This window comes from Luteibacter sp. PvP120 (assembly GCF_054055715.1).
On the sequence record NZ_JBSRXP010000001.1, the window covers coordinates 17,453 to 40,052 of the forward strand.

The window sequence follows — 22,600 nt, forward strand, 5'->3', positions numbered from 1 at the left end:
GGTCGATCAGCGCTGCACGGAGCACGTGGCGCCGGCAGTCGCGGGAGCCGGACCGAAGGACGCGGCGGAGCAGTCGACGGCCTGCCCGACGCCCACCTCGCGGTAGTGCCACATTCCCCGGGCCCCATACGCTACCAGACCCGTTCCCTCGGCGACGTGGCAGACCGCGCCCTCCGAGGCGCAGGCGGCAAAGCCCTGCGGCACGTCGCCCGTGCCTCTCGGCGCCATCTTTCGCGTGACATCCTGGGAGAACATCAAGGTGCCGAATCCGTTGTTGTCGGCATTCGGCGTGCGTCCCTCCGGGCGAAGCTTGAGCGCGGCCTTCTGCGTGTACGGTGCGGCCAAGTCGCTTCGGTGGAGGTAATGGTTGGATACCATTTCGTACACGGGACGCAGGTCGCCCCGGTCGATGTTCGAGATACTGTCGTGCCGGTATTTGCCCGTGGTATCCACCATCGGGGTGAAGATCACCTCGTTGAAGAGGTTGTACGACGCGACGTATTCGAAGCCGGCGAGCAGTCGGTTCCCGTGCGCGGCATACAGGTCGAAGCCCTGGGCCCAGGCCACTTCGGCCACCTCGGCGAGATTGCCGATGCCCAGCTGGGTATGCGCCTGGTCACGCCCGCTCTCCTGGGTCTCGCCCTTGGTGTCGATGACGTAATGCGTCAGCGATCCGTTGGACGGTCCGTTGTAGTAATAGTCCAGCGCGCGGTTGAACATCTGCCAGTCGTTGGTATATACACCGATGGCCATCATGGTCTTCATGCAGCTCGAATCCCAGTTGCCGTTGGCATAGGGGGCGAAGTTGCCGATGACCGGATAGAAAACGCGGCGGAACATGTCTTCCGACGCCTTGACGTCGGCGGCCGACCAGTGGGCGTCGCTGTGGCGAATCAGTTCCGCGGCGGCGACGAACTTGAAACCGTCCAGGCCGGCCGCCAGCGGCGCATCGGCACCTTCGATCGAGGCCAGGTTGCCTGACCACGCGTTCAGGATGTTGATGGCGTTGGTGGCGTAGCGCGGATCGTCGCTGAGCACCCACATCACCGCTTGCTGATAGGCCGCATTGGCATCGTCGTCGAACTCGATCATGCACATCGCCTTCGCCGGCACGTCCCGCACCACATGTGGACAATGGCCGCCCCGCGCACGATAGGTCGGCGACGAAAGCTTGTCGTCGCGCAACACCGCATAGCCGCTGGCCCATGGTTCCTGCGAAAGATGCGATTTGATCCGCGCGATGTCGCTCGCGGTGTGCATGACGCCCGGGTGGACGAAGGTAGCCGCGGCCTGGGCCTGCGCGGTGCCGGCGGCGCAGGCCAGCAACACGGCGGTAAGGGAGGCCAAGTATCGCGGGGCGTCGCTACGGAAACCGTTGGAACGGTGGCGAGTCATGATCTATCCGATGTGATCGTTGGAAAATTGCGGAAAATCGTCGTTTCTTGCGCTAACAGCCGTCTAAATCGCAATGGCGTAACGGCGTGTCTTCACGGTCAGGCAGGCGAGGGCGCCGACAATGACAGCGCCGGCCATCGCCTGCAAGACACCGTGACTGTTCGCGGCGTGGTAATCCGATCCATGTAGCACCCAGCCGCTGGCCAGTGCGGAGGCCGCCAGGCCGAGCTTGGCGCTGAAGGTCAGCCACAACCCCAGCAGCACGCCGCCGCACGCCGATCCGTAAACGAAGCCGGCCAGCAGCAGTACGTCGCCGCCCTGGTCGGCGACCCCACGGAAGACCAGGAAGGTCGCCAGCATGGCGCCGGCAGCGATACGCAGCATGCCGGGCAGCGTGGTGCGCTGGATACCCAGACCCACGCCGGTTGCGCGATGACCGTGCCGGCCGCGATGGCCAGCAGCAGGTAGGCACGTGTACGTGGTCGGACGATGCAACGTAATAGACTTCGAGACGGCTAAACAGGGAGGTTCCCGCCGAGACGATGAACATCGCCGGAAGCATGCGCGATGGTTGCATGCCACCGCGCGCAGCCAGCTCCGCGTACTTGATGCGACGGACCTGGTCGTAGTGGTCGTAATCCGCCTGGGCGGCACCGCGCGCAAGGCTGTCGGTGGTCGGCGAGGTCAGTGTGGCCGAGCCGACGAATCCCGCCGGAAGTAGCTAGACGACAGCACGAAACCGAAGTGCTTGTCCGGACCGAAGCGATCGGTCACAGTGGCCTCTGCCTGGCCCGAGGGCTTCGAACTGCCGACGACACGCTGATTGTCCCAACGCGAAAGATTGGCACGGGTGGAGGCGAACAGCCCGGGCACGTCGAAGGCACTTCGGGTGCGCAGGTTGGTGATGCCACCGATGGCGTCGGCAGGAACATCCGGGGTCACCGACTTGTAGATGCTGACCTGCTGCGATGGAACCGATCTCGTCGGAAGAGATGCCGTCGGAGATCACCGGCAGGGAGCGTTTCTCGGCTACGGCCTTCTGCAGCGACAACGATTTGCGGTCACCTGCACGGCGTCCAGCGATGTGCTGCTTTCCGCAGCCTGTGCCGGCGGAGCGGGCGCCGGAAGTTACTTAATTCTTACCGTTTTGCCCGCCCCGTCCCAGGCCTGCGACGATCGCAGGTCCTGGTGTCCGCTTTGGGGACAACGGTTTGTCTCACGGGGGGACACCACGGCCGGGGTGCCGGGGCCGCACAAGCCCGAGATCCGTGCCGCAGCGCTTGGCACGTTTGCTGCAGAGCAATCCGCAGCGGATCCCCACCGCGTCCCAACGGAGCAAGTTCATGCGAATGCTGACCTGGATTCATGTAGGCGACCTGCATGCGTCCGACGAAGACGGTTACGAGAGCCTCTCCCACCTTTCCGCCGTGGTGGACGATGTCAACGTACGGATGAGGCACGGCGTCGACTTCGCCTTCCTGCCCGGCGACAACGCCAACCACGCCACGGCCGAGCAATACGCGCGCATCCGCGAGGTGCTCGAAGGCATGCCGTTGCCGTTGCACGCCATTCCGGGCGACCACGATTTCGAGGATGGCGACCTGGTGGCGTTCTACGAGGGTCTGGGTGGCGAGACGTTGCCCCGTCGCGTCACCGTGAACGGGCGGGCCTGCCTGTTCCTGGATGTCGTGTCCCATGGCACGGGTGGTCCCGATTTCCGGCTCGGCGAGGCCCAGCAGGCCTGGCTGGCGAACGAACTGACGCAGGCACGAAGCACCGGTGTGGCGCCGCTGGTCTTCATGCATGCCTACCCAGGCGACCTGGCCGACGAGGGCGAGGCGCTGGGGCGCATGTTCGCCGAGGCGGGCGTGGCATTCGTCGATACCGGACACACCCATTACAACGAACTGCTCAACGACGGCACCGTGCTATATGGCGCCACGCGGTCCACCGGGCAGATCGAGGAAGACGAAGGTACGCCGGGGTATACGGTGGTGAACGTCGACGAAGGCGTGGTGAGCTGGCGCTTCTGTCGCCTGCGTGACCCACGCCCGTTCGTGATGATCACGCAGCCGGCGGATGTCCGGCTGGTGACCGATCCGGCCTCGCCGCAGGTCGTCGATCCGTCCGGTGTGGTGCGCGTGCGCGCCAAGGTGTTCGGCGAAGACATCCGTTCGGTGACGGCCAGCGTGGCCGGCGGCCCGACGGTGGCGATGTCGCCGGTGGCCGGGGAGGCCTGCGTGTGGGAGGCGCGGGTGCATGGGCCGGCGATCGATACGCAGGTCGCCGTCACCGTGGTGGCGACCGACCGGCACGGCGTCGTGGGTGACGATGCCATCCTCGCCGTGACCCCGACGGAAGCCGCCCGGCGCGAGCGGCAGGACGCGGCCCCGGGCAGCGATGCCCATGCCGTGGAGGCGTGGCCCGCGCACGGCATCCTGGGTAGCCAGCTGGGCCCGAACAAGCACGGGCGGCACTGGTGAGCGCCGCAGCCAACGCGCCCGCGGCGCGCATACCCGGTCAGCGTCCCCTCGAGGCGCTGAACTTCTTCATTGCCGATGTGCAGGCCGGCATCGGCCCGTTCCTCGGCGTGTTCCTGCAGTCGCTGGGCTGGACCACCGGGGCGATCGGCAGCGTCATGACGATGGGCGGCGTCGCAGGATTGCTGGTGACGGCACCCGCGGGCGCGGTCATCGACGCCACGCGTGCCAAGCGCATGGCCGTGGTGCTCTCCAGCCTGTGCACCGTGCTTGCCTCGAGCATCGTCTGGTTCACGCACTCCTTTACGATGGTGGCGGTCTCGCAGGTGGCTACGGCGATCGCCGGTGCGTTGATCGGCCCCGCTATCGCCGGCATCACTCTGGGCATGGCGCGTGCGCGCGGTTTCGACCGGCAATTCGGCCGCAACCAGGTGGCCAATCACGCGGGTAACGTCATCGGTGCGGCCTTGTCCGGCTTCATCGGCTGGAAGTTCGGCTTCGGCGGGGTATTCGTCGTGGCCGGCGTGTTCGCCGCGCTGTCCATCGGCGCGGTGCTGCTGATCCCCGCCAAGGCGATCGACCACCGTGCCGCGCGCGGCCTGGAGACCGATACCGACCACGACCATGCGCCGTCGGGCTTCTCCATCCTGCTGACCTGCCGGCCCTTGCTGCTGTTGGCCGCGGCACTGGCGTTGTTCCATCTGGGTAACGCGGCGATGCTGCCCCTCTACGGCCTGGCCGTGGTCGCGGGCGGGCAGGCCGATCCCAGCGCCTTCACCGCGCTGACCATCATCATCGCCCAGCTGGTCATGGTGGTGGCTTCGCTGGTGGCGATGCGGATGATCCGGACCACGGGTTACTGGTGGGTGATCCTCATCACCTTCCTGGCGTTGCCGGTGCGTGGCCTCGTGGCCGCGTTGTTCATCGGTCACTGGGGCGTATACCCGGTGCAGATGCTGGACGGCATCGGTGCCGGCCTGCAGAGCGTCGCGGTACCGGCGCTCATCGCGCGCCTGATGCAGGGCACCGGTCGCGTCAACGTCGCACAGGGCGCGGTCATGACCATGCAGGGCCTGGGCGCGGCACTCAGCCCGTTGCTGGGCGGCATGATGGCCCAGTCGATAGGCTACCGCGGCGCGTTCCTCGTCCTGGGTGCCATCTCGATCGGTTCCCTCGCATTGTGGTTCCTCAACCGCCACCAGCTGCACGAGGCCTGCGGTCATCCAGGTAGCGGAAAAAGCGATCCGCGGACGGTACCCGCCGGGGGTGCGGCATGAGCGCGCCGTGGCTCGCCTGGGCGATCGTCGGCATCGCGACCGCCGGCGTGGTCGGCCGTCCGTTCAAGTGGCCCGAAGCCATCTGGGCCGTGGGCGGCGCGGTGGCCGTGGTCGTCTTCGGCTGCCTCTCGCCTGCCGCGGCCGGCTCGGCGGTCATGAAGGGGATGGATGTCTACCTGTTCCTGACCGGCATGATGCTGCTGTCCGAACTGGGTCGGCGCGAAGGCCTGTTCGACTGGATCGCCGCCGTCGCGGTCAACCACGCGCACGGGTCGCCCGTGCGCCTGTTCGTGCTGGTGTACCTCACCGGCATCGTCACCACCACGTTCCTGTCCAACGACGCGACGGCGGTGGTGCTGACGCCGGCGGTGTTCGCCATCGCACGGCGGGCGAAGGCGGAGCCGCTGCCGCTGCTGTTCATCTGCGCGTTCATCGCCAACGCCGCCAGCTTCGTGCTGCCGATTTCCAACCCGGCCAACCTCGTACTGTACGCGGGCCATGTACCGTCGCTCGGCGCGTGGCTGGCACGGTTCGGCCTGGCTTCGCTGGTCTCCATCGCGGTGACCTTCGCCGCGCTGTACCTGACCCAGCGCGACAAGCTGCGCGGATCGTGCGAGGCGCAGGTGGACGTGCCGCGCCTGTCGGGCCACGGCAAGCTCACGCTCGTCGCCATCGCGGCCACGGCCGTCGTGCTGATGGCCGTATCGGCATGGGACGGCAGCCTGGGCCTGCCGACCGCGATCATGGGCGTGCTGGCCCTGGTAGCGGTGTCATGGCGGAAGCGGGAAAGCCCGCGCGCCACGATAGCCGGCGTGTCGTGGGGCGTGCTGCCGCTGGTGGCCGGCCTGTTCGTGCTGGTCGAGGTGCTGGTCGCCACCGGCGTGGTCGGCCTGCTGGCGCACAGCCTGCAAGACCTCGCCTCGCGCAGCGCCACGCTCGCCGCCTGGGCCGCCGGCGCGGCCACGGGGCTGGGCGGCAACCTGGCCAACAACCTGCCGGTGGGCCTGCTAGCCAGCGCCACGCTGGCCCAGGCGGACGCCGCACGCCAGGTCGTGGACGCCACGCTGGTGGGCGTGGACCTGGGCCCGAACCTGTCGATCACCGGCTCCCTCGCCACCATCCTCTGGTTGCAGGCGATCCGGCGGGAAGGGGAGGCGGTGGGCTTCTGGCAGTTCCTGAAAACCGGCAGCGTGGTGATGCTGCCGGCGCTGGTGCTGACGCTCTGGTGCGTGATCCGGTGAAGCGGGCCGCCGGCGCATGATGGGTCGGCGGGGCGTGTAGGAGCGCACGTACGTGCGCGACATGTGTTGAGGCCATGCCCCCATCCTGGCGCGTGAGCCTGTAGATCGACGCGAAAACATGTCGCGCACGTGCGTGCGCTCCTACATCCGCTGGGCCTAATCATCCCCCGGGCGCAACGAGTACGGAAATAATTCCGCAACATCCCCTCGATAATCTTGATGCAATCGGTTGCATTACATTTCATCCAGGGGCTTTTCCGTGAACGACACTCGTATCCTCCGCAAGACCGTGCTGGCCTGCCTGGTGGCTGCCTGGTGCCAGGGCATCGCCGCGCAGTCGGCACCCGTGCCGCCCGCTGCGGTGCCGCCTACCCCGGTAGCACCGGGCGACGACAAGGCCCAGGCCGGGGATGCGCAGAAGCTGGACGGCATGGTGGTGACCGGTATCCGTCGTGCGAACGATGCGGCCATCGACAGCAAGCGCGCCAGCACCAACATTTCCGATGTGGTCAGTGCCACGGACGTGCGTGCGCTGCCCGATGCCACCATCGTGGAGGCGCTGCGCCGCGTGCCCGGCATCTCGGTGTTGCCAGCCACGGACAACGAGCACCCGCGTGACGAAGCGGCCACCCCGGTCATCCGCGGCCTGGGTCCGTCCTACAACAACGTGACCATCGACGGCCTGACCATCGCGTCGCCGGGTACGCCCAACGGCAACCTCGGCTCCATCACGCGCGGCGTGCGCCTGGATATCCTGCCGTCCTCCATGGTGAGCGAGTTGCAGGTGGTGAAGACCTTCACCCCCGAGCTGGACCCGAACGCGACCGGCGGCGCGATCAACCTGAAGACCCGCAGTGCATTCGAAAACGGCGGCAAGCCGTTCTTCACCATGGAGACCTCGGCGGGACATGCGAGCGAGAACGGCCGCCCGAGCGACCAGAGCGATCCGGGCTACCGCTTCAACGCCACGGGGAGCACCACGTTCGGTGACGAGCACCAGTACGGCTTCACGCTGTCCGGCAACTACCAGACGCTGAGCAGCTACACCGAAACGCACATGACCACCGACACGATCCACGAGAGCTACTACGACAACGGCGGTCATCTGCTCTCGGGAACCAACCTGGGCAACGGCTACGCGGTGCCGCAGCAGGACAAGTACTGGTATGTTGACGACAAGCGCGACCGCTACGGCCTTACCGGCAAGTTCGAGGCGAAGTTCAGCGACGACGTGCAGGGCTATGCCACGGCGGGCTTCTACTCGTTCAAGGACGACATGCAGCGCAACGAGCTGCTCATCGATCCACGCAATCGCAACATGGTGTACAACCAGACCCCGACCTCGGGCACCTATCCGGTGGGCGATGTCGAGGTGGGCTATTCCCACCAGGTGACCACCACGCGTACCAAGCTGTTCCAGACCGGCCTGGACTGGCATGTGGACGATCGCCAGGTGCTGAGCGCGAAGGCGTCGTGGTCGGATGCGACCTACGACGAGCCGATCCAGATGTACAAGTACATCACCGGTGCCGTGCGTCCTGCCGCCGTGCCCACCGGCACCACCGGCCCCGGCGTGACCGTCAACCCGACGTCGGCCTATGGCTTCACCTACGACACCTCGCAGTTCAACCAGCGGTTTCCGGTGTCGCCGCAGTCGTTCTACAACTACGGCAACTACAGCCTTTTGTACTGGCGTCCGGACTACAAGCGCACCGCGGAGGACAAGATCCTGACCGGGCGGCTGGACTATGCCTTCAACCGCGACGAATCCGATCGCGGGTTCGGTTTCGGCGCCGGCGTGGCGTATACGACGGACAAGCCGGGCTACAGCGTGTACCGCGACGAGTTCCAGCCGAACGCCACGGCGCCCGCGCTGAACATCGCCGATGTCCTGGCACCGTCCAACGCGCCCATGCGTTACCTCGGGCTCAACCTGATCACGATCGATCCGAAGAAGGCCAATGTCGCGTTGCGTGCAGTGCCGCTCAGCGCGTTCAACGCGACCGACCAGTCGTCCTTCAGCAACCAGGACAACTTCTCGCACCAGGAGAAGATCTTCGGGGCCTACGGTGACGTGGGCTACCGCTCGGACGACCTGGATATCCTGGCCGGCCTGCACTACGACGGCACGCGCCAGTCCACGGTGGGTCGCCAGCGCCAGCTCGACCCGACCACGGGCCTGTACGGCTACGTGGATGCGCCGACCCAATCGCGATACAGCTACCTGCTGCCGTCCGCGATCATGACCTACCACATCAACGACAACCTGGACCTGCGTGCAGCGGCCAGCCGCACGCTCGGTCGCCCGCCGTACGATGCGTACGCGGCGCGCACCTCGATCGGTTTCGTCAACACGGGCGATGTCGGCAACCCGAACGCCCAGGGCATCACGGTCACCATCGGCAATCCCCAGATCAAGCCGCGCGTGTCGACCAACCTCGACCTGGCGCTGGACTGGCAGCTACCGGGCGACTACGACGGCATGCTGTCGGCGGCGGTGTTCAACAAGCGCATCCAGAATGAGATATTCACGCTGTCCAACCTGGGCACGTTCTCGTACAACGGCACCACGTACAACAACGTGTTCATCAGCACGCCGTCCAATGCGTCGAAGGCGCACATCCGCGGGCTGGAACTGTCCGGTGTGCTCAACTCGCTCGAACCGATCGTGCCGTGGCTGTCGTCGTTCGGCGTCAGCGGCAACGTCGCCATGCTGGACGGTGGCCTTGAGGTGCCGTACAGCACCGGTACGACGACCATCGCGCAGCAGAGCCGGCATATCGACCGCCTGGTCGGGCAGCCCAACTACACGGCCAACGCGTCGGTGTTCTACACCCATGACGGCCTGGAACTGCGCGCGGCCTTCAACCGGCAGGGCAAGGCGCTGCGCTCCGTGGTCAGCAACATCGCCTGGCAGGACCTGTACTGGGCGCCGCGTTCGCAGCTCGACCTGTCGGCCACCTATGCGATCACCCCGTCGCTGAGCGTCCTGGCGCAGGTGAGCAACGTGACGCATACCCGCATCACCAGCTTCGTCGGCCCCCGCGAGAACCTGCTGAAAGACAGCTACTCGGTTCCCACGACATACTGGTTCGGCGTGCGTTACACGCCCAAGCTCTGATCCCGAGGAAAGACACCCATGCATCCCATGTTTCCGGCCCTGGGCATCGCCCTGTTGGCGATGGCCCTGCCGCTGCAGGCCACCCCCACGTCCATGCAGGCGACCCAGGCGCGGCTGGCACGCCCGGACGGCGGTCTTATCGTCGTGGCCCACCGGGGTTGCCACAACCCCGCGCCCGGGCACGGGTTTGCCGGCCATGCGCCCGAGAACTCGCTGGCGGGGTTGCAGCGCTGCATCGCCATCGGTGCGGACATGATGGAAACGGACGTGCGCAAGGCGGCCGACGGCACCCTGCTGATGTTCCACGACGACACGGTGGACCGGACCACGGATGGCCATGGCAAGGTGGCCGACCTGACCTGGGCCGACCTCTCGAAGCTGCGCCTGAAGGACGACGAGGGCCAGCCGGACATGGCCCTGACCGACCTGCATCCGTTGTCGCTGGCGCAGATCCTGGCCGCGGCGAAGGGGCGCATCATGCTCAACCTCGACGTGAAGGCGGCCGTCTATGTCGAGACGGTGGACGCGGTGCGCCGCGCGGGCATGGAGCGGCAGGTGGTGGTGAAGACGGAAGTGGGCGTGGACAGCAGCCCGGTGGCGGCGATGTCGCCGTTCGACCACGTCAACTTCATGCCCATCCTCATGAATGCCCACGGCGATGCCGACCTGGCCGCGATCGCGACGAAGCAGGGCGAAGGCGGCGCTCGACCGGTGGCGTTCGAGCTGCCGCGCATGCAGGCCGCGCAGCTCGCACCCGTGGTGGCCGCCGCGCGCCGCCTGCACGTGCGGTTGTTCGTCAACACGCTGTGGCAGGGCTTCGTGGCCGGCTACGGTGGCGATGCCGATGCCCTGGCGAATCCGGATGCCGTGTGGGGACGCCTGTTCCGCGAAGGCGTCAGCATCATCCAGACCGACGAGCCCGAGGCCGTGCTGCGCTACCGCGATGGCCTGGAGGGCGCGGCCCATGCAGGCTGACACCCCGGCGGCCACGGCGGACGACCTGCCGGATGCGACGCGCCGGAACTGGATAGCCCTCGGCGGCTCGGCTCTGGCCGGGTTGTCGTTGCTGGCGCCGATGGCACCGGTGCGGGCCACGCCGCGCACGGTAGGTCACAAGTTCCTGGCCAACCGCCAGGTGCATGCCTTCGCCGGCAATACCGTCATCTGCCATGTACCGCAGCAGGATGCCGGCTTTGCCGCGTTCGACGCGTTGCTGGATATCTACCGCGAGTTTCCTGCCCAGGCCTTCATGGAAAAGGTGGCGGTCCTACCGCCGTCGAGCTACCACATGACCGTGCTGGGCTGCGCGGACGACGAGCACCGCACGGCCGGGGTCTGGCCCCGGGACGTGCCGACGGACGCCACCATGGCGCAGTGCGACGCGGCGCTGGCCGGCAAGCTCGCGCTGTTCGACCTGGGCTGCGCCTTGCCGCTGCGGATGCGGGTGGACACGCAGCGGGCCGGGCCCACCGAGGGCCTGCGCATCGAGATGGTGCCCGTGGATGCGGCGGAGGAGGCGAAGCTGCGCCGGCTACGCGACCGGTTGTCGGAGGCCACCGGCATCCGCGCGCCCGACCACGACAGCTTTACCTTTCACCTATCGCTCGGCTACCTGGTGGCGGACCTGACCGCCGACGAGCGCAAGGCGTTCGAGGCGGCCCGCCGGCGCTGGCATGCCGACCTGGCACGCAAGGTGCCGATATGGAACCTGGGCGCACCGGAGTTCTGCACCTTCAGCGACATGTACGCCTTCCGGCGGCGCTTCTACATCGCCTGATGACGAAAACCATCCAGAAACGGGTACGGCGGCCGATACACGGGGTGTAGCCTTGGTAAAAAGGGCTCGCTCTATACTTCGCGCCGGGCGAACGCCCGTCACTCGTCAGGGTTGGTGATCTAAGTGGAATGGCTCGCGGCGCAGGCGCATGCCGGCACCTTGCTCATCATCAATGCGTTGTTCGCGACGCTGTCCGCCATCATGTTCGCGGCCCTGCACGTCGCGCTGCGCAAGCGTCGCTACATCCAGGGCATGCTGTGGATGGCGGCCAGTCATGCCGGTATAGCCGCCGGCTTCATCGTGTTGATCGTGCCCGCGTTCCGTGTCGTCGTGATCGGGTCGAGCGTGGTGGGCAACCTCCTGATCGACCTGGGCACGACGTTCTCGCTCGTTTCGTTCTGGCTGTATCTCGATCGCCCGTTCCGGATCTGGCCGCTGATCGTCCTGGTCTCGCTGATGGGGCTGCTGGAAGTGATCTACGTGGGCGTGGTGGGCCAGTACTACCAGTTCATGATTCCGGCGGGCACCACGCTGCGGGGCATCCTCACCGTGACGGCCGGCGTCATGCTGTGGCAATGCCGTGACGAATCCCGGCGCGTCGCGGCCCGGGTGGGCGCCGCGTTCCATTTCCTCTGGGCGCTGGCGCTGCTGGCCCGCTGCCTGTGGTGGCTGGCCCATGCCGACATGGCTTTCCGGGTCGATCCCACCGCGAACTTCGGCCTGCTGACCCGGCTGCTCCTGACCTGGGTCATCACGCCGGGCTTCCTGTGGATGCTGACCCGGCAGTTCGATGCCGAACTGGTCCGGTATGCCAGCCAGGATGCGCTGACCGGGTTGTCCAATCGCCGTGTGATCTGGGAGCTGGGCCAGCGCGCCGCCGTGGATGCAGCCCGACGGCGCCAGCGGATCGCCGTGGTGATGATCGACGTCGACCATTTCAAGGGGATCAACGATCGCTGGGGCCATGTCGGCGGCGACGAGGCCCTGGTCGCGATCGCCGAACGGCTGCGCTTGCATGTGCCGCCACCGCACCGGCTGGGCCGCGTGGGTGGCGAGGAATTCATGGTGTTGCTGCTGGATGCCGACGAGTGGGCGGCGGGACTGGTCGCCGAGCGACTGCGCCAGGCGGTGGAGGGCGAACCCATCCTGCTCAACGCGCGCGACAGCCTGGCCTGCACGGTCAGCGTGGGGCTGCACGTGGCGCAGCCGGGCGAGGCCTGGAACGACATGGTCATGACGGCCGATAGCGCCCTGTACGCGGCCAAGCGGGGCGGGCGCAACCGGGTGGTGGTGTCGTCGGCCGGTGGGGCGCCCACGTTGGCGCTCGAGTCGAGGACCGCGACGGGCCAGGGTTACTGAGGTCGCGGCGGCCGCTTCAACTGCTGGCGCGCGCGACCAGTTCCGTCGGCAGCATGGGCTCGTCCGCCACGGCTTCGCCGGCGATGAGCCGGGTCAGTGCATCGACCAGCGCCACGCCGCCGGCATGGATGGGCTGTCGCACCGTGGTCAGCGGCGGATTGAAGTGCGCCGAGATGCCCACGTCGTCGTAGCCGACGACGGATACGTCGCCGGGTACAGAGATGCCGTGCTCGTGCAGGACGCCCACGGCCGTCATGGCCAGGAGGTCGCTGCTGGCGAAGATGGCATCGATGGCATGGCCTTCCTTCATCACCGCCTGCATGACCTCGCGCCCCGAGTCCGGCAGGAACGACGTCGCCTTGATCCGGCGTGCGCCGAGGGATGCGCCGCCGGCCTTGAGGGCCTCGGTGAAGCCCTTGAGGCGCAGGGCCACTTCCGGTAGCTCGCGGTCGCCCAGGAAGATGGCCTGCGTGCGGCCCTTCGCTACCAGGTGCTCGCCGGCCAGGCGGCCGCCCAGCCGGTTGTCGCCACCGATGCTGCAGTATTGCTGCCCGGGAAGGTGGGCACCCCAGACCACGAACGGTACGGACCGGGCGGCCAGTTCGTTCAGCGCCTCGTGCTGGCGCCACTGGCCGATGAGGATGACGCCCGCGGCGCGGCCGCCGTCGACGATGGCGGCGATTGAATCGATGTGGTCGGCGGGCACGCGCGTGAGCAGCATTTCCAGCCCGCGCTCGGTCAGCGCGTCGGCCAGGCTGCCGATCATGGCGTGGAAGAAGGGGTCGGCGAAGGTCTGCCGGCAGTGGTCCTCGTAGGGCACCACGACGGCGATGGTGCGGTTGGTGCCGGAGCGCAACTCCACCGCCATCCGGTTGATCGTGTACTTGAAACGGGAGGCGACCTCGCGGACGCGCTCCCGGGTTTCCTCGCTGATGAGCGCGCTGCCGGCCAGTGCGCGCGATACGGTGGACTTGGACACGCCGCTCAGGCGGGCGATGTCCGCCATCTGCATCTTCTGTCTTGCCTTTGCTGGAGCGGTCTTCTTCGGCGTGCTTTTCTTGGGCGGCATGGCGGGCGCGTAGGGAACCTGACGGGAATACCCCGGATAGTGACCGCCCGGCCCGCTAAACTCAATTGTGCTTACTTCGTGGCGTCACGAACCTTGTCGGCCACTTCGCCCGCCTTGCGCTGCACCTTACCGACGTTCTTCTCGGCGGCGCCTTCGACTTCGGCCTGCTTGTTGCCGGTGACCTTGCCGATCGCTTCCTTGATCGAGCCCTTGGCCTGCTTGATGCCGCCTTCGACGCGGTTCTTGTCCATGCGCTGATGCCTCGTTGTGGGTGTAGGGCCATCGTCTACCGGAGCGGATGTGCAGGCCACGTGCGGATGCATCAGGCGACCTGGTGCATTCGCATCGGCGGCACGGGTCAGCGCTTGCGTGGCTCGCGCCTGGCGTCTCGCCCGTGTACGCCGCGCTCGCGTGCCCAGACGATGGCCTCGCCACGGCTGTGCACGTCGATCTTGGAATACAGCGCCGCCACGTGGTTGCGCACGGTGTTGTGCGACACGCCCAGCTCGAGCGCGATGTCCTTGTCCGCGCGGCCTTCGGCGAGAAGGCCCAGCACGTCGCGCTCGCGTGCGGTGAGTTCGGCGATGCCCAGGCTTTCGGCCTGCAGCGGGCGGTTGCCCCGTTTCACGTTGGCGAGTTTCTCCAGCAGCGTCTGGCTGAACCACGAGGCGTCCTGCATGACGGCCTCGATGGCCGCCACCAGCTCCATCTCGGTGCGCTTGCGATCGGTGATGTCCATCAGCGAGACCAGGTAGCAGCGCACGCCGTGGATGCTCACGGTGTCCGCCGAGACCAGGCAATCGAGCGCGTCGCCATCCTTGCGCTCCACCGCGTATTCGACGTTGAGCAGGCTGCCGCTTTCTTCCAGCGCCCGGCAGAACTGGTTATAGGCCTGGTGCGTGGCGAACAGGCCGATCTCCTTGAGCGACCGGCCCATGATGTCCTCGGCGGCATACCCGGTGGTCTGCGTGACCGCGTCGTTGATCTCCACCACCTGCAGGTTGTCGGCATTGCAGATCAGGGTGGGCACCGGCGCGATGCGGAACGCCTTGGCGAAACGTTCCTCGCTCTGGCGCAGGGCTTCCTCGGCGCGCCGCCGAGGTTCCAGGTCCATGAAGGTGAACAGCATGCAGGCTTCCTCGCCGATCTCGATCGGCTGGCCCGCCACCACCACGCACTTGGTCGAACCGTCGGGAAGGCTGAGCTGCGCCTGCATCTGCGGCACGGTGGCGCCCTCGTTGAGGCGCTGCAGGCCCAGTTCGCGCCGGTCGGCCAACTCCAGCACGTCCACGTCGGCGACGGTCTTGCCGATCACGTCCTCGCGCGTGTAGCCGGTCATCTCCTGGAAGCCCTGGTTGACCTTGATGTAGCGCTTGTCCTCCAGCCGGCAGATCACGGCGGGCGCCGGGTTGGCGTTGAACGTGCGCTCGAAGCGTTGCTCGGCGCTGGCCCAGTCGCTGGCATCGGCGACGATCAGGGCGAGGCAGTCCGGCGCGCCGTCCGCGTCCGTCAGCACCAGGCTGCGCACGCGATGCACCCATCGGCGTTCCTCGTCGCTGGCCAGCACCACTTCGACGACCACGTCGTCGAAGACCTCGCCGGCGATCACCCGGTCGATCGGGTAGTTGCCTTCGGTCAGCCGGTGATTGTTGCGATAGCGCAGCCGGTAACGGTCGCGGTACTCACTGACCGTGGCGCCCAGGTCGGCCACGTCGCCAGCGCCGTGCATGGCGAGGGCGGCTTCGTTCGCCCAGGTGATGGACTGGTCGGGCTCGACCAGGATCACGCCCTCGGTCAGCCCGGTGATGATCTGCTGCAACTGGCGACGGTTGGTGGATCGGGGCGGGGCGGGCGGTGCCTCGCTGGGTTCAACGACCGACATCGAAGGTTTCCTCAGGAGCGTCAGGCGAATGCACTAGGCCGCATGATGCATCCGGATCAGGCGTCAAAGCGAGGGCATCCTCAGACTTGCCAACCTTTCCCCACAACGAGGTAACGGTCATGGCTCTGGTCATGCGTGACAGGCTGGTTCCCAGGATGTCCTGGGGTGCGGCAATCGCCGGCTGCGTGTTTTCACTGGTGACCTATCTGGCGCTGGGCGTGCTGGGCACCGCCATCGGTGCGTCGACGATCGACCCGCTGCGCGAGGCCAATCCGGTCAGCGGGCTGGCGACCGGCGCCGGCATCTGGGTAGTCGTCACGTCCCTGGTTTCCGTCATCGTCGGCGCGTTCGTGGCCGGTCGCCTGGCGTCGGTCGGCGGCGGCATGCATGGTCTGCTGACCTGGGCGCTGACCTCGTTGATCACCACCTGGCTGCTGGCCAGCCTGGCCGGTAGCGCCGCGGGTGCCGCGGGTGCGGTGGTCGGCAAGGGGCTGTCGCTGACGGGCGCGGGCATCGCCGCCGCCGCGCCGGGTGTGGCCGATGGCCTGAAGGACCAGCTCGACAAGCAGGGCATCCATATGGACTGGAAAGACCTGCAAGGTCAGCTGGAGACCACGCTTCGCCAGACCGACAAGCCGGAACTGAATCCGGAGACGCTCAAGGACAAGGCCGCCGATACGGCCGATGCGGGCAAACAGGCCGCGGGCAACGCCGCGCAGACTCCGCAGGGTGCTACCGACGACCTGGCCGCCTGGTTCGATCGCTTGCGCAGCGAGGGCAAGCCGGCGATCGAGGCCGCCGACCGCGATGCGCTGGTGAACATCATCGCCGCACGTACCGGCAAGTCCCACGACGAGGCCGCGCAGATCGCCGACAACTACATCTCCACGTATCGTCAGGCGGTGGCGCGCTACGACGCGCTGAAGGCCACCGCCGAGCAGAAGGCCCGTGAAGCGGCCGACGTCGCCGCGCGCGGTGTCTCCCGTGCCGCCTGGATGACCCTGGCGATGCTGGTGCTGGGTGCCATCGCGTCGTTCGTCGCGGGTATCTTCGGTCGTCGGAGCGCCCCGGTCGTCGATGCCTGATCGCGCGTTCGCAAGTTCCTGGGGAATCGACGCCTGGGACTTGATTGCGATAGACGTTATAACATAACGTCTCGGCCGGACCTCTCGCGGGGTCCGGCCCTTTTCGTTTCCAGGCGTCGCCCATGCTCCCGTATTCGCACGCTGGTGACCGACGTCCGTCGCCACCGGTCCCCTGGATCATGCCGGTGGCCGGCACGCTCGCCTTTATCCTCTCTCTGGTCGCCCTGTCGGCTGACGCATTGGCGCTACGCCTGGCCGGCCTGTCCTTGCTGGCCGCGGCCACGGGGTGGTTCGCCGAGGGCCTGGTGGCACGCGTGCGTGCGCGGCCGGAGCGCTGGGTCGGCCCGGCCCGCGCCATGGCCTACCCGAAGCTGCCGTCGTCGCCGTGGCTCGCGCAGGCCACCCTTGCCGTACGCCGGATTCGCGCACGGTTCGACGCCATCGACTGGACCGGCGACTGGTTGCCGGGGATCGTGGCGGCCGCCGGCAACCTCGTCGTGCTCGCGGGCGTCGTCGGGTTCATCCGCGTGCCGGGCTGGATGGATACGTCGCCGCCGCTGTGGACCGCGGTGGTCCTGCTGGTGGCCACGCTTCCCGCCGTGTTCCTGCAACGGCTGGCGGCAACCTGGTCGCCCGGCGACGAGCCCGGCGTCGGCGATCTGCTGCGCGCGCCGCTGCTGGCACTGGCCGCGGGCGGCGTCGCCAGCCTGTTCGCCGCGCAGGGCTACCTGTGGGCCAACGGCGTGCTTTACGTCGTCGGTGGCGTCATCGGCGCCTGTGCGGTCGAGTCCATCCTGCGCGCGGCGCTGCAACTGTTCATGCCGCTGGGTGCCACGTCCACGCGGCGCAATCCGGCTCTGCCATGGCTGACGTCCGTGCTGCGCATGGCGTGGCCGCGTCCGGGCCATGCGGCACGCTGGTTGCGCGATGCCTACGGGATCGATCTCGCGCGCAGCTGGGTACTGGCTTTCCTTGCCCGTGCCGCGCTGCCGACCGGCCTCTTCGTGCTGCTGCTGGCGTGGCTGTCCAGCGCCGTGACCGTCCTGGGCGTGTCGCAGCGCGCGGTCGTCGAGCGCTTCGGCGTGCCGGTCGCCGTCGTCGGACCGGGCCTGCACGTGCACCTGCCATGGCCGCTGGGGCGCGCACGCACGGTGGAGTTCGGGGTGATCCATCCGTTGCCCATCGTGTTTTCCGGCAAGCCGGGCGGTCGCCTCATGGCCGAACTGGCCAGCGCGGGTGCCGCCGATGCCGAGGGCGCCATGGGCGCGGAGGCGATTCCGGCCGCGACGGCGGACCGGCTGTGGGATGGCTCGCACCCGGGCGAGGCCAGCTACCTCATCGCCAGCCGCTCCGGTGACCGGCAGGGCTTCCAGGTGGTCAACGTCGACCTGCGCGTGGTGTTTCGCGTGGCCGACGATGACGAGGGCGCGATGGCCTCGGTGTACGGCGCCACCGATCCGGCCGCGCTCATCCGGGCGGAGGCAGGGCGCATGCTGGTGACCCATTTCTCGTCGTCCACGCTGGACGAACTGCTGGGCGAAAACCGCGCCGGTTTCGTCGAGCGCTTTCGCGACGACCTACAACGGCGCGTGGCCGCTTTCCATGCGGGCATCGCGGTGGTCAACGTGGTGGTGGAGGCGATCCATCCGCCCAGCGGCGCCGCCTCGGCATACCACAACGTGCAGGCGGCGGGCATCCGCAGCGACGCGATGCGTTTCCAGAGCGAGGCACGCGCGTTCGCCCTGCGCGGCAGTGCCGCCCAGGACGCATCACGAACGGTCAACCAGGCCCGCGCCGAGGCCAGCGAGAAGATCGGCGGCGCGCAGGCCACCTTCGCCACCTTCCAGGCCAGCACGAGAAGCCTGCATGCCGGGCCGGACGTGTTCGTTTTCGAATCCTGGCTGACGCACGTGGGCGACGCGCTCAACCGTGCCCACCTCACCATCATCGATCACCGCCTCGACAGCGAGAAGGCCACGCTCGACCTTCGACCCGTCGCGGCCGGACCAGGGGACACCTTGTGAGCATTACCGAAGCATCGGCCACCTCGTCGCCACGCGCCCGTGCCGTCCGCTGGTCCGTGGCGGCGGCCATCGTGCTGCTGGCCGCGGTCTGCGCGTGCATCGTCATCGTCAGCCCGGGCGAGGGCGTGGTGGTCACCCGGTTCGGCCGTCCGGACCGCGTCCTGCTGGCACCGGGCGCGGCCTTCAAATGGCCGGCGCCGGTGGAGGCCACCACGCTGGTGGATCTCCGGCTGCGCACTACCTCGAGCGGCCTGCAGGACGTGGGCACGCGCGACGGCCTGCGTGTCCTGGTGCAGGCCTATGTGGTCTGGTCGGTGCCGCATCGCGCCGACGACGTGCAGCTGTTCCTGCGTGCCGTGCAGAACGATCCGGACGTGGCCGCGTCGCAGTTGCGCAGCCTGATGGCGTCGTCGCTGGAAATGACGGCCAGCAGCTTCGACCTGGCCCAGATGGTCAACACCGATCCAGGACGCATCCGCATCGATGCGTTCGAGGCGCGGCTGCGCGAGCGCGTGGGTGAGCAGGCCCGGCGTGTCTACGGCGTCGACATCCGCCAGGTGGGTATCGAGCGCCTGACACTCTCCAGCGAAGCCTTGCAGGCGACGATCGACCGGATGAAATCCGAGCGTGACACGGCGGCCGCGCAACGTTCCGCCGAGGGCCAGCGGCAGGCGGCGCAGATCGTGTCCGAAGCCGAGCGCGACGCACGCATCGCCGTGGCCGGGGCCAAGGCCGAGGCGGCAGGTATCGAGGCGGACGCGCAGACGCAGTCCACCGCGATCTACCAGAAGGCGTACACCACCGATCCGAAGCTCTACACGATGCTGCGATCGTTCGACACGATGGATGCCGCGGTCGGGCCGGGCACCCGGATCATCCTGCGCACGGATGCCGCGCCGTTCCGCATGCTGGTGGACGGTCCGGCGGCCGGGCAGGGCGCGAAGAAGCCATGAGGGCCGTGCGCGCACCCGTCCTTGCCGACACGCTGACCTGGTCGTTCCGGTTGCTGTTCGCGCTGGTCGCCCTGCTGGCGGGCGCCTGGTTGCTGCACGGCGTGCAGCGCGTGCCGGCGGACAGCCGCGCGGTGGTCATGCGCTTCGGCCAGGTGGTCCGCACGGCGGGCCCCGGCCTGCTGCTGACCTGGCCCGCGCCGATCGATGCCGTGATCCTGCTGCCTTCGCAGGGGCGCCAAGTGCAGTTCGCGCCCGACGTGCTCGAGACGCGATCGCCCATGGACGAAGGCATGCAGGACGTGCCGGGGCAGGGTGCCGCCACGTCGCCGAACGCGCGCGACAACACGTGGTTCTTCATGACCGGCGACGGGGCGCTGGTGCACCTGCGCACCATGCTGTTCTACCAGATCGACGATCCGGTGGCCTTCGTGACAGCGGGCGACCATATCGAGCCCCTGCTGCGGCGTGCGCTCATCGCCGCCGCCGTACACCTGTGCGCCAGCCGCTCCCTCGACGGCATCCTGGTGGCACGGCCGGAGGCGGCGGGCACGCCACGACTCGCCATGCAGCGCGAACATTTCGCACTCGACCTGGTGAGCGAGGTCAACCGGCGCCTGGCCGCCGCGGCCGATACCCATGGCGGCATGGGCATCCGCGTGGCGCGCATCGACGTGGTGCCGTCGATCCCCGCCGGGGCCAAGGAGTCGTTCGACAGTGTGCTGACCGTCGGCCAGCAGGTGGAGCGCTCGCTGGCCGATGCGCGGACCACTGCCGAGAACCGGCGCCAGATGGCCGAGCAGAATCGCGCGCGTGCCCTCGACGAGGCGCATGCCCGCGCGCAGGAGACGGTGCACAAGGCCGAGGAGCGTTCGGCCGTGGTGCTCTCGCTGGGCCGCGACCCCTCGCTGGACCGGCGCACCGTGGTCGATCAGATCTATCGCGAGCGGGTCAGGTCGATCTTCGACATTGTCGGCCGGGTCGATACGGTACCGGCGGGCGATCGTACGCATGTCCTGATTTCCGGAGCGAGCCCATGAACGCCACCACCACTGTCGCCTCGCCGGGCGCGATGCTGCTGACCGGCAGCGAGCGTCGCCGCTGGCGCCTGCGCATCGTTGCGGTGTTGCTGGCCGCGGGCCTCATCGCCTTTTCGTTCGTGCTGGCCGCACTGTTTCCCGAGCGCACGGTCGAGGTGGGCCTGCTCCAGGCCATCGCCGCCGTGCTCGTGGCGGGGCCCGCGTTCGCCTCGGCCCTGCGCAGCCTGCACCAGCCCGACCTGCATGGCGTGGTCGACCAGCTGGTGGCGCTGGCGATCCTGGCCTGCCTGGTGTCCGCCAACTTCGTCACCGCCACGCTGTTGCCGGTCATCATGCTGGTCGGGCAGATGCTGGAAGACCGCTCGTTGCTCGGCACGCGCGAAGCGGTGGAAGCCCTGACCGCCCTCACGGCCAGCACGGCGCGCGTGGTGCGCGAAGGCCAGGTGGACACGGTGCCTGCCGAGCGGCTGGTGGCCGGCGACCTGATCGAGGTGCGGCCTGGCGATCGCATACCCGCCGATGGCGTGGTGGTGACGGGAACGGCCAGCGTGGACACCGCATCGCTCACCGGCGAATCGCTGCCCGTGGAAGTGGCGGTGGGCGACACCGTGCTGGGCAGTTCGCTCAGCCTCAACGGCCTGCTGCACGTACGCGTGTCGCGCGTCGGCGCGCAATCCGCGCTCGGTCGCGTGGTGGCGCTGATGCAGGATGCCGAGCGGAGCAAGCCGCCGATCACCCGGCTGCTCGAGCGCTATGCGGGACGCTACCTCGTGCTGGTGTTGCTCGTCGCCCTGATCCTCTGGTTCACCACGCAGAGCATGGGCGCCGTGCTCGCGCTGCTGGTGGCCGCGTGCCCGTCCGCCATGGTGTTGGCCGCGCCATCCACCGCGCTGGCCGCGGTGAGCGTGGCCGCGCGCCACGGCATCCTGGTCAAGAGCAGCATCGTGTTCGAACGCCTGGCCGAAGCCGATGCGCTGGTGGTGGACAAGACCGGCACGGTCACCACCGGCCGCCTGCGTGTGGTCCGGCTGGCGCCATCGCGCGAGGACGATCGCGCCAGGCTGGCGTCGGTCGCCATGGCGCTCGGCGCGGCCAGCACCCATCCGGTCGGGCGTGCCATCGCGCAATGGCCGGGCACGCCGGCCGCGCTCGACGATATCCGGGAGGAAGCCGGCTTCGGCATGCGCGGGCAGGGCCCCTCGGGACCCGTGTTCCTGGGTCGCGAAAGCCTGCTCGGACAGCATGGCGTGTCGGTGTCCGCGCCGCCGGATCATGACGGGCCGGTGGCCGCCGTGGCCGAGGCGGGTCGTCTGTTGGGCTGGGTCTGCCTGGCCGACGAAGTGCGCGAGGGTGTGGCCGATACCTTGCTCGCGCTGCGCGGGCTGGGCATCCGCCGGCAAGCCTTGCTCACCGGCGATCGTCCGTCGGAAGCCGCCCGGGTCGCCGCCATCGCGGGCCTGGGAGATGTCGTCGCCGGGGCGTTGCCACCGGACAAGCTGGCCTTCGTCCAGGCGGTGGTCGCCGCGGGTGGCAAGCCGCTGGTCGTGGGCGACGGCATCAACGATGCCCTGGCGTTACGCGCGGGCCTGGTCGGCATGGCGATGGGCGGGCAGGGCAGCGACATCGCCCTGGCCTCGGCGGATATCGTGCTGGCGGGCGACGACTTCTCGCGTATCGCCACGGCGGTGCGCCTGGCGCGTCGCACCCGTCGCACGCTGCGGGTCAACCTGGGGCTCAGCGCGGCCTGGACACTGGCCCTGGTCGGCATGGCGCTCGGCGGCGGATGGGCCGGCAACGGCGCGCTCGCCGCCGCGATGCTGCAAAACCTCGGCGCGTTCATCGTCATCGCGAATGCAGGAAGACTGCTCAAATTCAACGAAACATGACGCCATCGCTCGCT

General features: G+C 68.2%; 18 protein-coding genes. 12 read left to right on the plus strand and 6 right to left on the minus strand.

Annotated features, from left to right (window positions below):
- Nucleotides 1–6: 6 nt before the first annotated feature.
- The 3 genes from ACVKN3_RS00085 to ACVKN3_RS00095 all read right to left on the minus strand — a co-directional run bounded on the left by ACVKN3_RS00085 (nucleotide 7) and on the right by ACVKN3_RS00095 (nucleotide 2,337).
- A complete protein-coding gene (locus ACVKN3_RS00085; RefSeq protein WP_354513351.1) occupies nucleotides 7–1,395 on the minus strand; it encodes an alginate lyase family protein in 1,389 nt (462 codons plus the stop codon).
- A 63-nt stretch (nucleotides 1,396–1,458) separates the two neighbouring features.
- Nucleotides 1,459–1,815 carry a hypothetical protein gene (locus ACVKN3_RS00090; protein WP_354513349.1) on the minus strand — a complete coding sequence of 119 codons (357 nt, stop codon included), beginning with the start codon at nucleotides 1,813–1,815 and terminating at the stop codon, nucleotides 1,459–1,461.
- Between the two features lie 264 nt (nucleotides 1,816–2,079).
- Nucleotides 2,080–2,337 (minus strand): hypothetical protein, encoded by a 258-nt coding sequence (locus tag ACVKN3_RS00095; protein ID WP_354513348.1) that lies wholly within the window; start codon nucleotides 2,335–2,337, stop codon nucleotides 2,080–2,082.
- A 401-nt stretch (nucleotides 2,338–2,738) separates the two neighbouring features.
- Here ACVKN3_RS00095 and ACVKN3_RS00100 point away from each other — a divergent pair, with 401 nt between their 5' ends.
- From ACVKN3_RS00100 to ACVKN3_RS00130, 7 genes are all read left to right on the plus strand, one after another.
- A complete protein-coding gene (locus ACVKN3_RS00100; protein ID WP_354513346.1) occupies nucleotides 2,739–3,878 on the plus strand; it encodes a metallophosphoesterase family protein in 1,140 nt (379 codons plus the stop codon).
- A complete protein-coding gene (locus ACVKN3_RS00105) occupies nucleotides 3,872–5,152 on the plus strand; it encodes an MFS transporter (RefSeq protein WP_456991211.1) in 1,281 nt (426 codons plus the stop codon). The genes ACVKN3_RS00100 and ACVKN3_RS00105 overlap by 7 nt, the downstream gene beginning before the upstream one ends.
- A complete protein-coding gene (locus tag ACVKN3_RS00110; RefSeq protein ID WP_354513342.1) occupies nucleotides 5,149–6,393 on the plus strand; it encodes an arsenic transporter in 1,245 nt (414 codons plus the stop codon). The genes ACVKN3_RS00105 and ACVKN3_RS00110 overlap by 4 nt, the downstream gene beginning before the upstream one ends.
- 430 nt (nucleotides 6,394–6,823) lie before the next feature.
- The gene (locus ACVKN3_RS00115) at nucleotides 6,824–9,514 is read left to right on the plus strand and encodes a TonB-dependent receptor (protein WP_354513407.1); all 2,691 of its coding nucleotides are present in this window, start codon (nucleotides 6,824–6,826) and stop codon (nucleotides 9,512–9,514) included.
- 27 nt (nucleotides 9,515–9,541) lie between these two features.
- A complete protein-coding gene (locus tag ACVKN3_RS00120) occupies nucleotides 9,542–10,489 on the plus strand; it encodes a glycerophosphodiester phosphodiesterase family protein (RefSeq protein ID WP_456991213.1) in 948 nt (315 codons plus the stop codon).
- Complete coding sequence (locus tag ACVKN3_RS00125) at nucleotides 10,479–11,291, plus strand: DUF1868 domain-containing protein (RefSeq protein ID WP_354513340.1); 813 nt, start codon at nucleotides 10,479–10,481, stop codon at nucleotides 11,289–11,291. The genes ACVKN3_RS00120 and ACVKN3_RS00125 overlap by 11 nt, the downstream gene beginning before the upstream one ends.
- A 123-nt stretch (nucleotides 11,292–11,414) precedes the next feature.
- Nucleotides 11,415–12,650, plus strand: coding sequence for a GGDEF domain-containing protein (locus ACVKN3_RS00130; protein ID WP_354513339.1), 1,236 nt, complete (start codon nucleotides 11,415–11,417; stop codon nucleotides 12,648–12,650).
- A 16-nt stretch (nucleotides 12,651–12,666) separates the two neighbouring features.
- Here the strand turns inward: ACVKN3_RS00130 and ACVKN3_RS00135 are convergent, their stop codons facing one another.
- From ACVKN3_RS00135 to ACVKN3_RS00145, 3 genes are all read right to left on the minus strand, one after another.
- A complete protein-coding gene (locus tag ACVKN3_RS00135; protein WP_354513337.1) occupies nucleotides 12,667–13,719 on the minus strand; it encodes a LacI family DNA-binding transcriptional regulator in 1,053 nt (350 codons plus the stop codon).
- A gap of 71 nt (nucleotides 13,720–13,790) precedes the next feature.
- Complete coding sequence (locus ACVKN3_RS00140; RefSeq protein ID WP_285404624.1) at nucleotides 13,791–13,970, minus strand: CsbD family protein; 180 nt, start codon at nucleotides 13,968–13,970, stop codon at nucleotides 13,791–13,793.
- Between the two features lie 107 nt (nucleotides 13,971–14,077).
- Entirely contained in the window at nucleotides 14,078–15,601 is a 1,524-nt protein-coding gene (locus ACVKN3_RS00145; protein WP_354513335.1) for a helix-turn-helix transcriptional regulator, read from the minus strand.
- Between the two features lie 119 nt (nucleotides 15,602–15,720).
- Here ACVKN3_RS00145 and ACVKN3_RS00150 point away from each other — a divergent pair, with 119 nt between their 5' ends.
- From ACVKN3_RS00150 to ACVKN3_RS00170, 5 genes are all read left to right on the plus strand, one after another.
- Nucleotides 15,721–16,686, plus strand: a complete 966-nt coding sequence (locus ACVKN3_RS00150; RefSeq protein WP_354513333.1) for a hypothetical protein — start codon at nucleotides 15,721–15,723, stop codon at nucleotides 16,684–16,686.
- Between the two features lie 122 nt (nucleotides 16,687–16,808).
- Entirely contained in the window at nucleotides 16,809–18,710 is a 1,902-nt protein-coding gene (hflK, locus tag ACVKN3_RS00155) for a protease modulator HflK (protein WP_354513331.1), read from the plus strand.
- Nucleotides 18,707–19,663: an SPFH domain-containing protein gene (locus tag ACVKN3_RS00160; RefSeq protein ID WP_285404628.1), complete on the plus strand. Its 957-nt coding sequence runs from the start codon at nucleotides 18,707–18,709 to the stop codon at nucleotides 19,661–19,663. Before hflK ends, ACVKN3_RS00160 begins: the two co-directional genes overlap by 4 nt.
- Nucleotides 19,664–19,668: 5 nt before the next feature.
- The gene (locus tag ACVKN3_RS00165; RefSeq protein WP_354513329.1) at nucleotides 19,669–20,700 is read left to right on the plus strand and encodes an SPFH domain-containing protein; all 1,032 of its coding nucleotides are present in this window, start codon (nucleotides 19,669–19,671) and stop codon (nucleotides 20,698–20,700) included.
- Nucleotides 20,697–22,586 (plus strand): heavy metal translocating P-type ATPase, encoded by a 1,890-nt coding sequence (locus ACVKN3_RS00170; RefSeq protein WP_354513328.1) that lies wholly within the window; start codon nucleotides 20,697–20,699, stop codon nucleotides 22,584–22,586. The genes ACVKN3_RS00165 and ACVKN3_RS00170 overlap by 4 nt, the downstream gene beginning before the upstream one ends.
- Nucleotides 22,587–22,600: the final 14 nt, after the last annotated feature.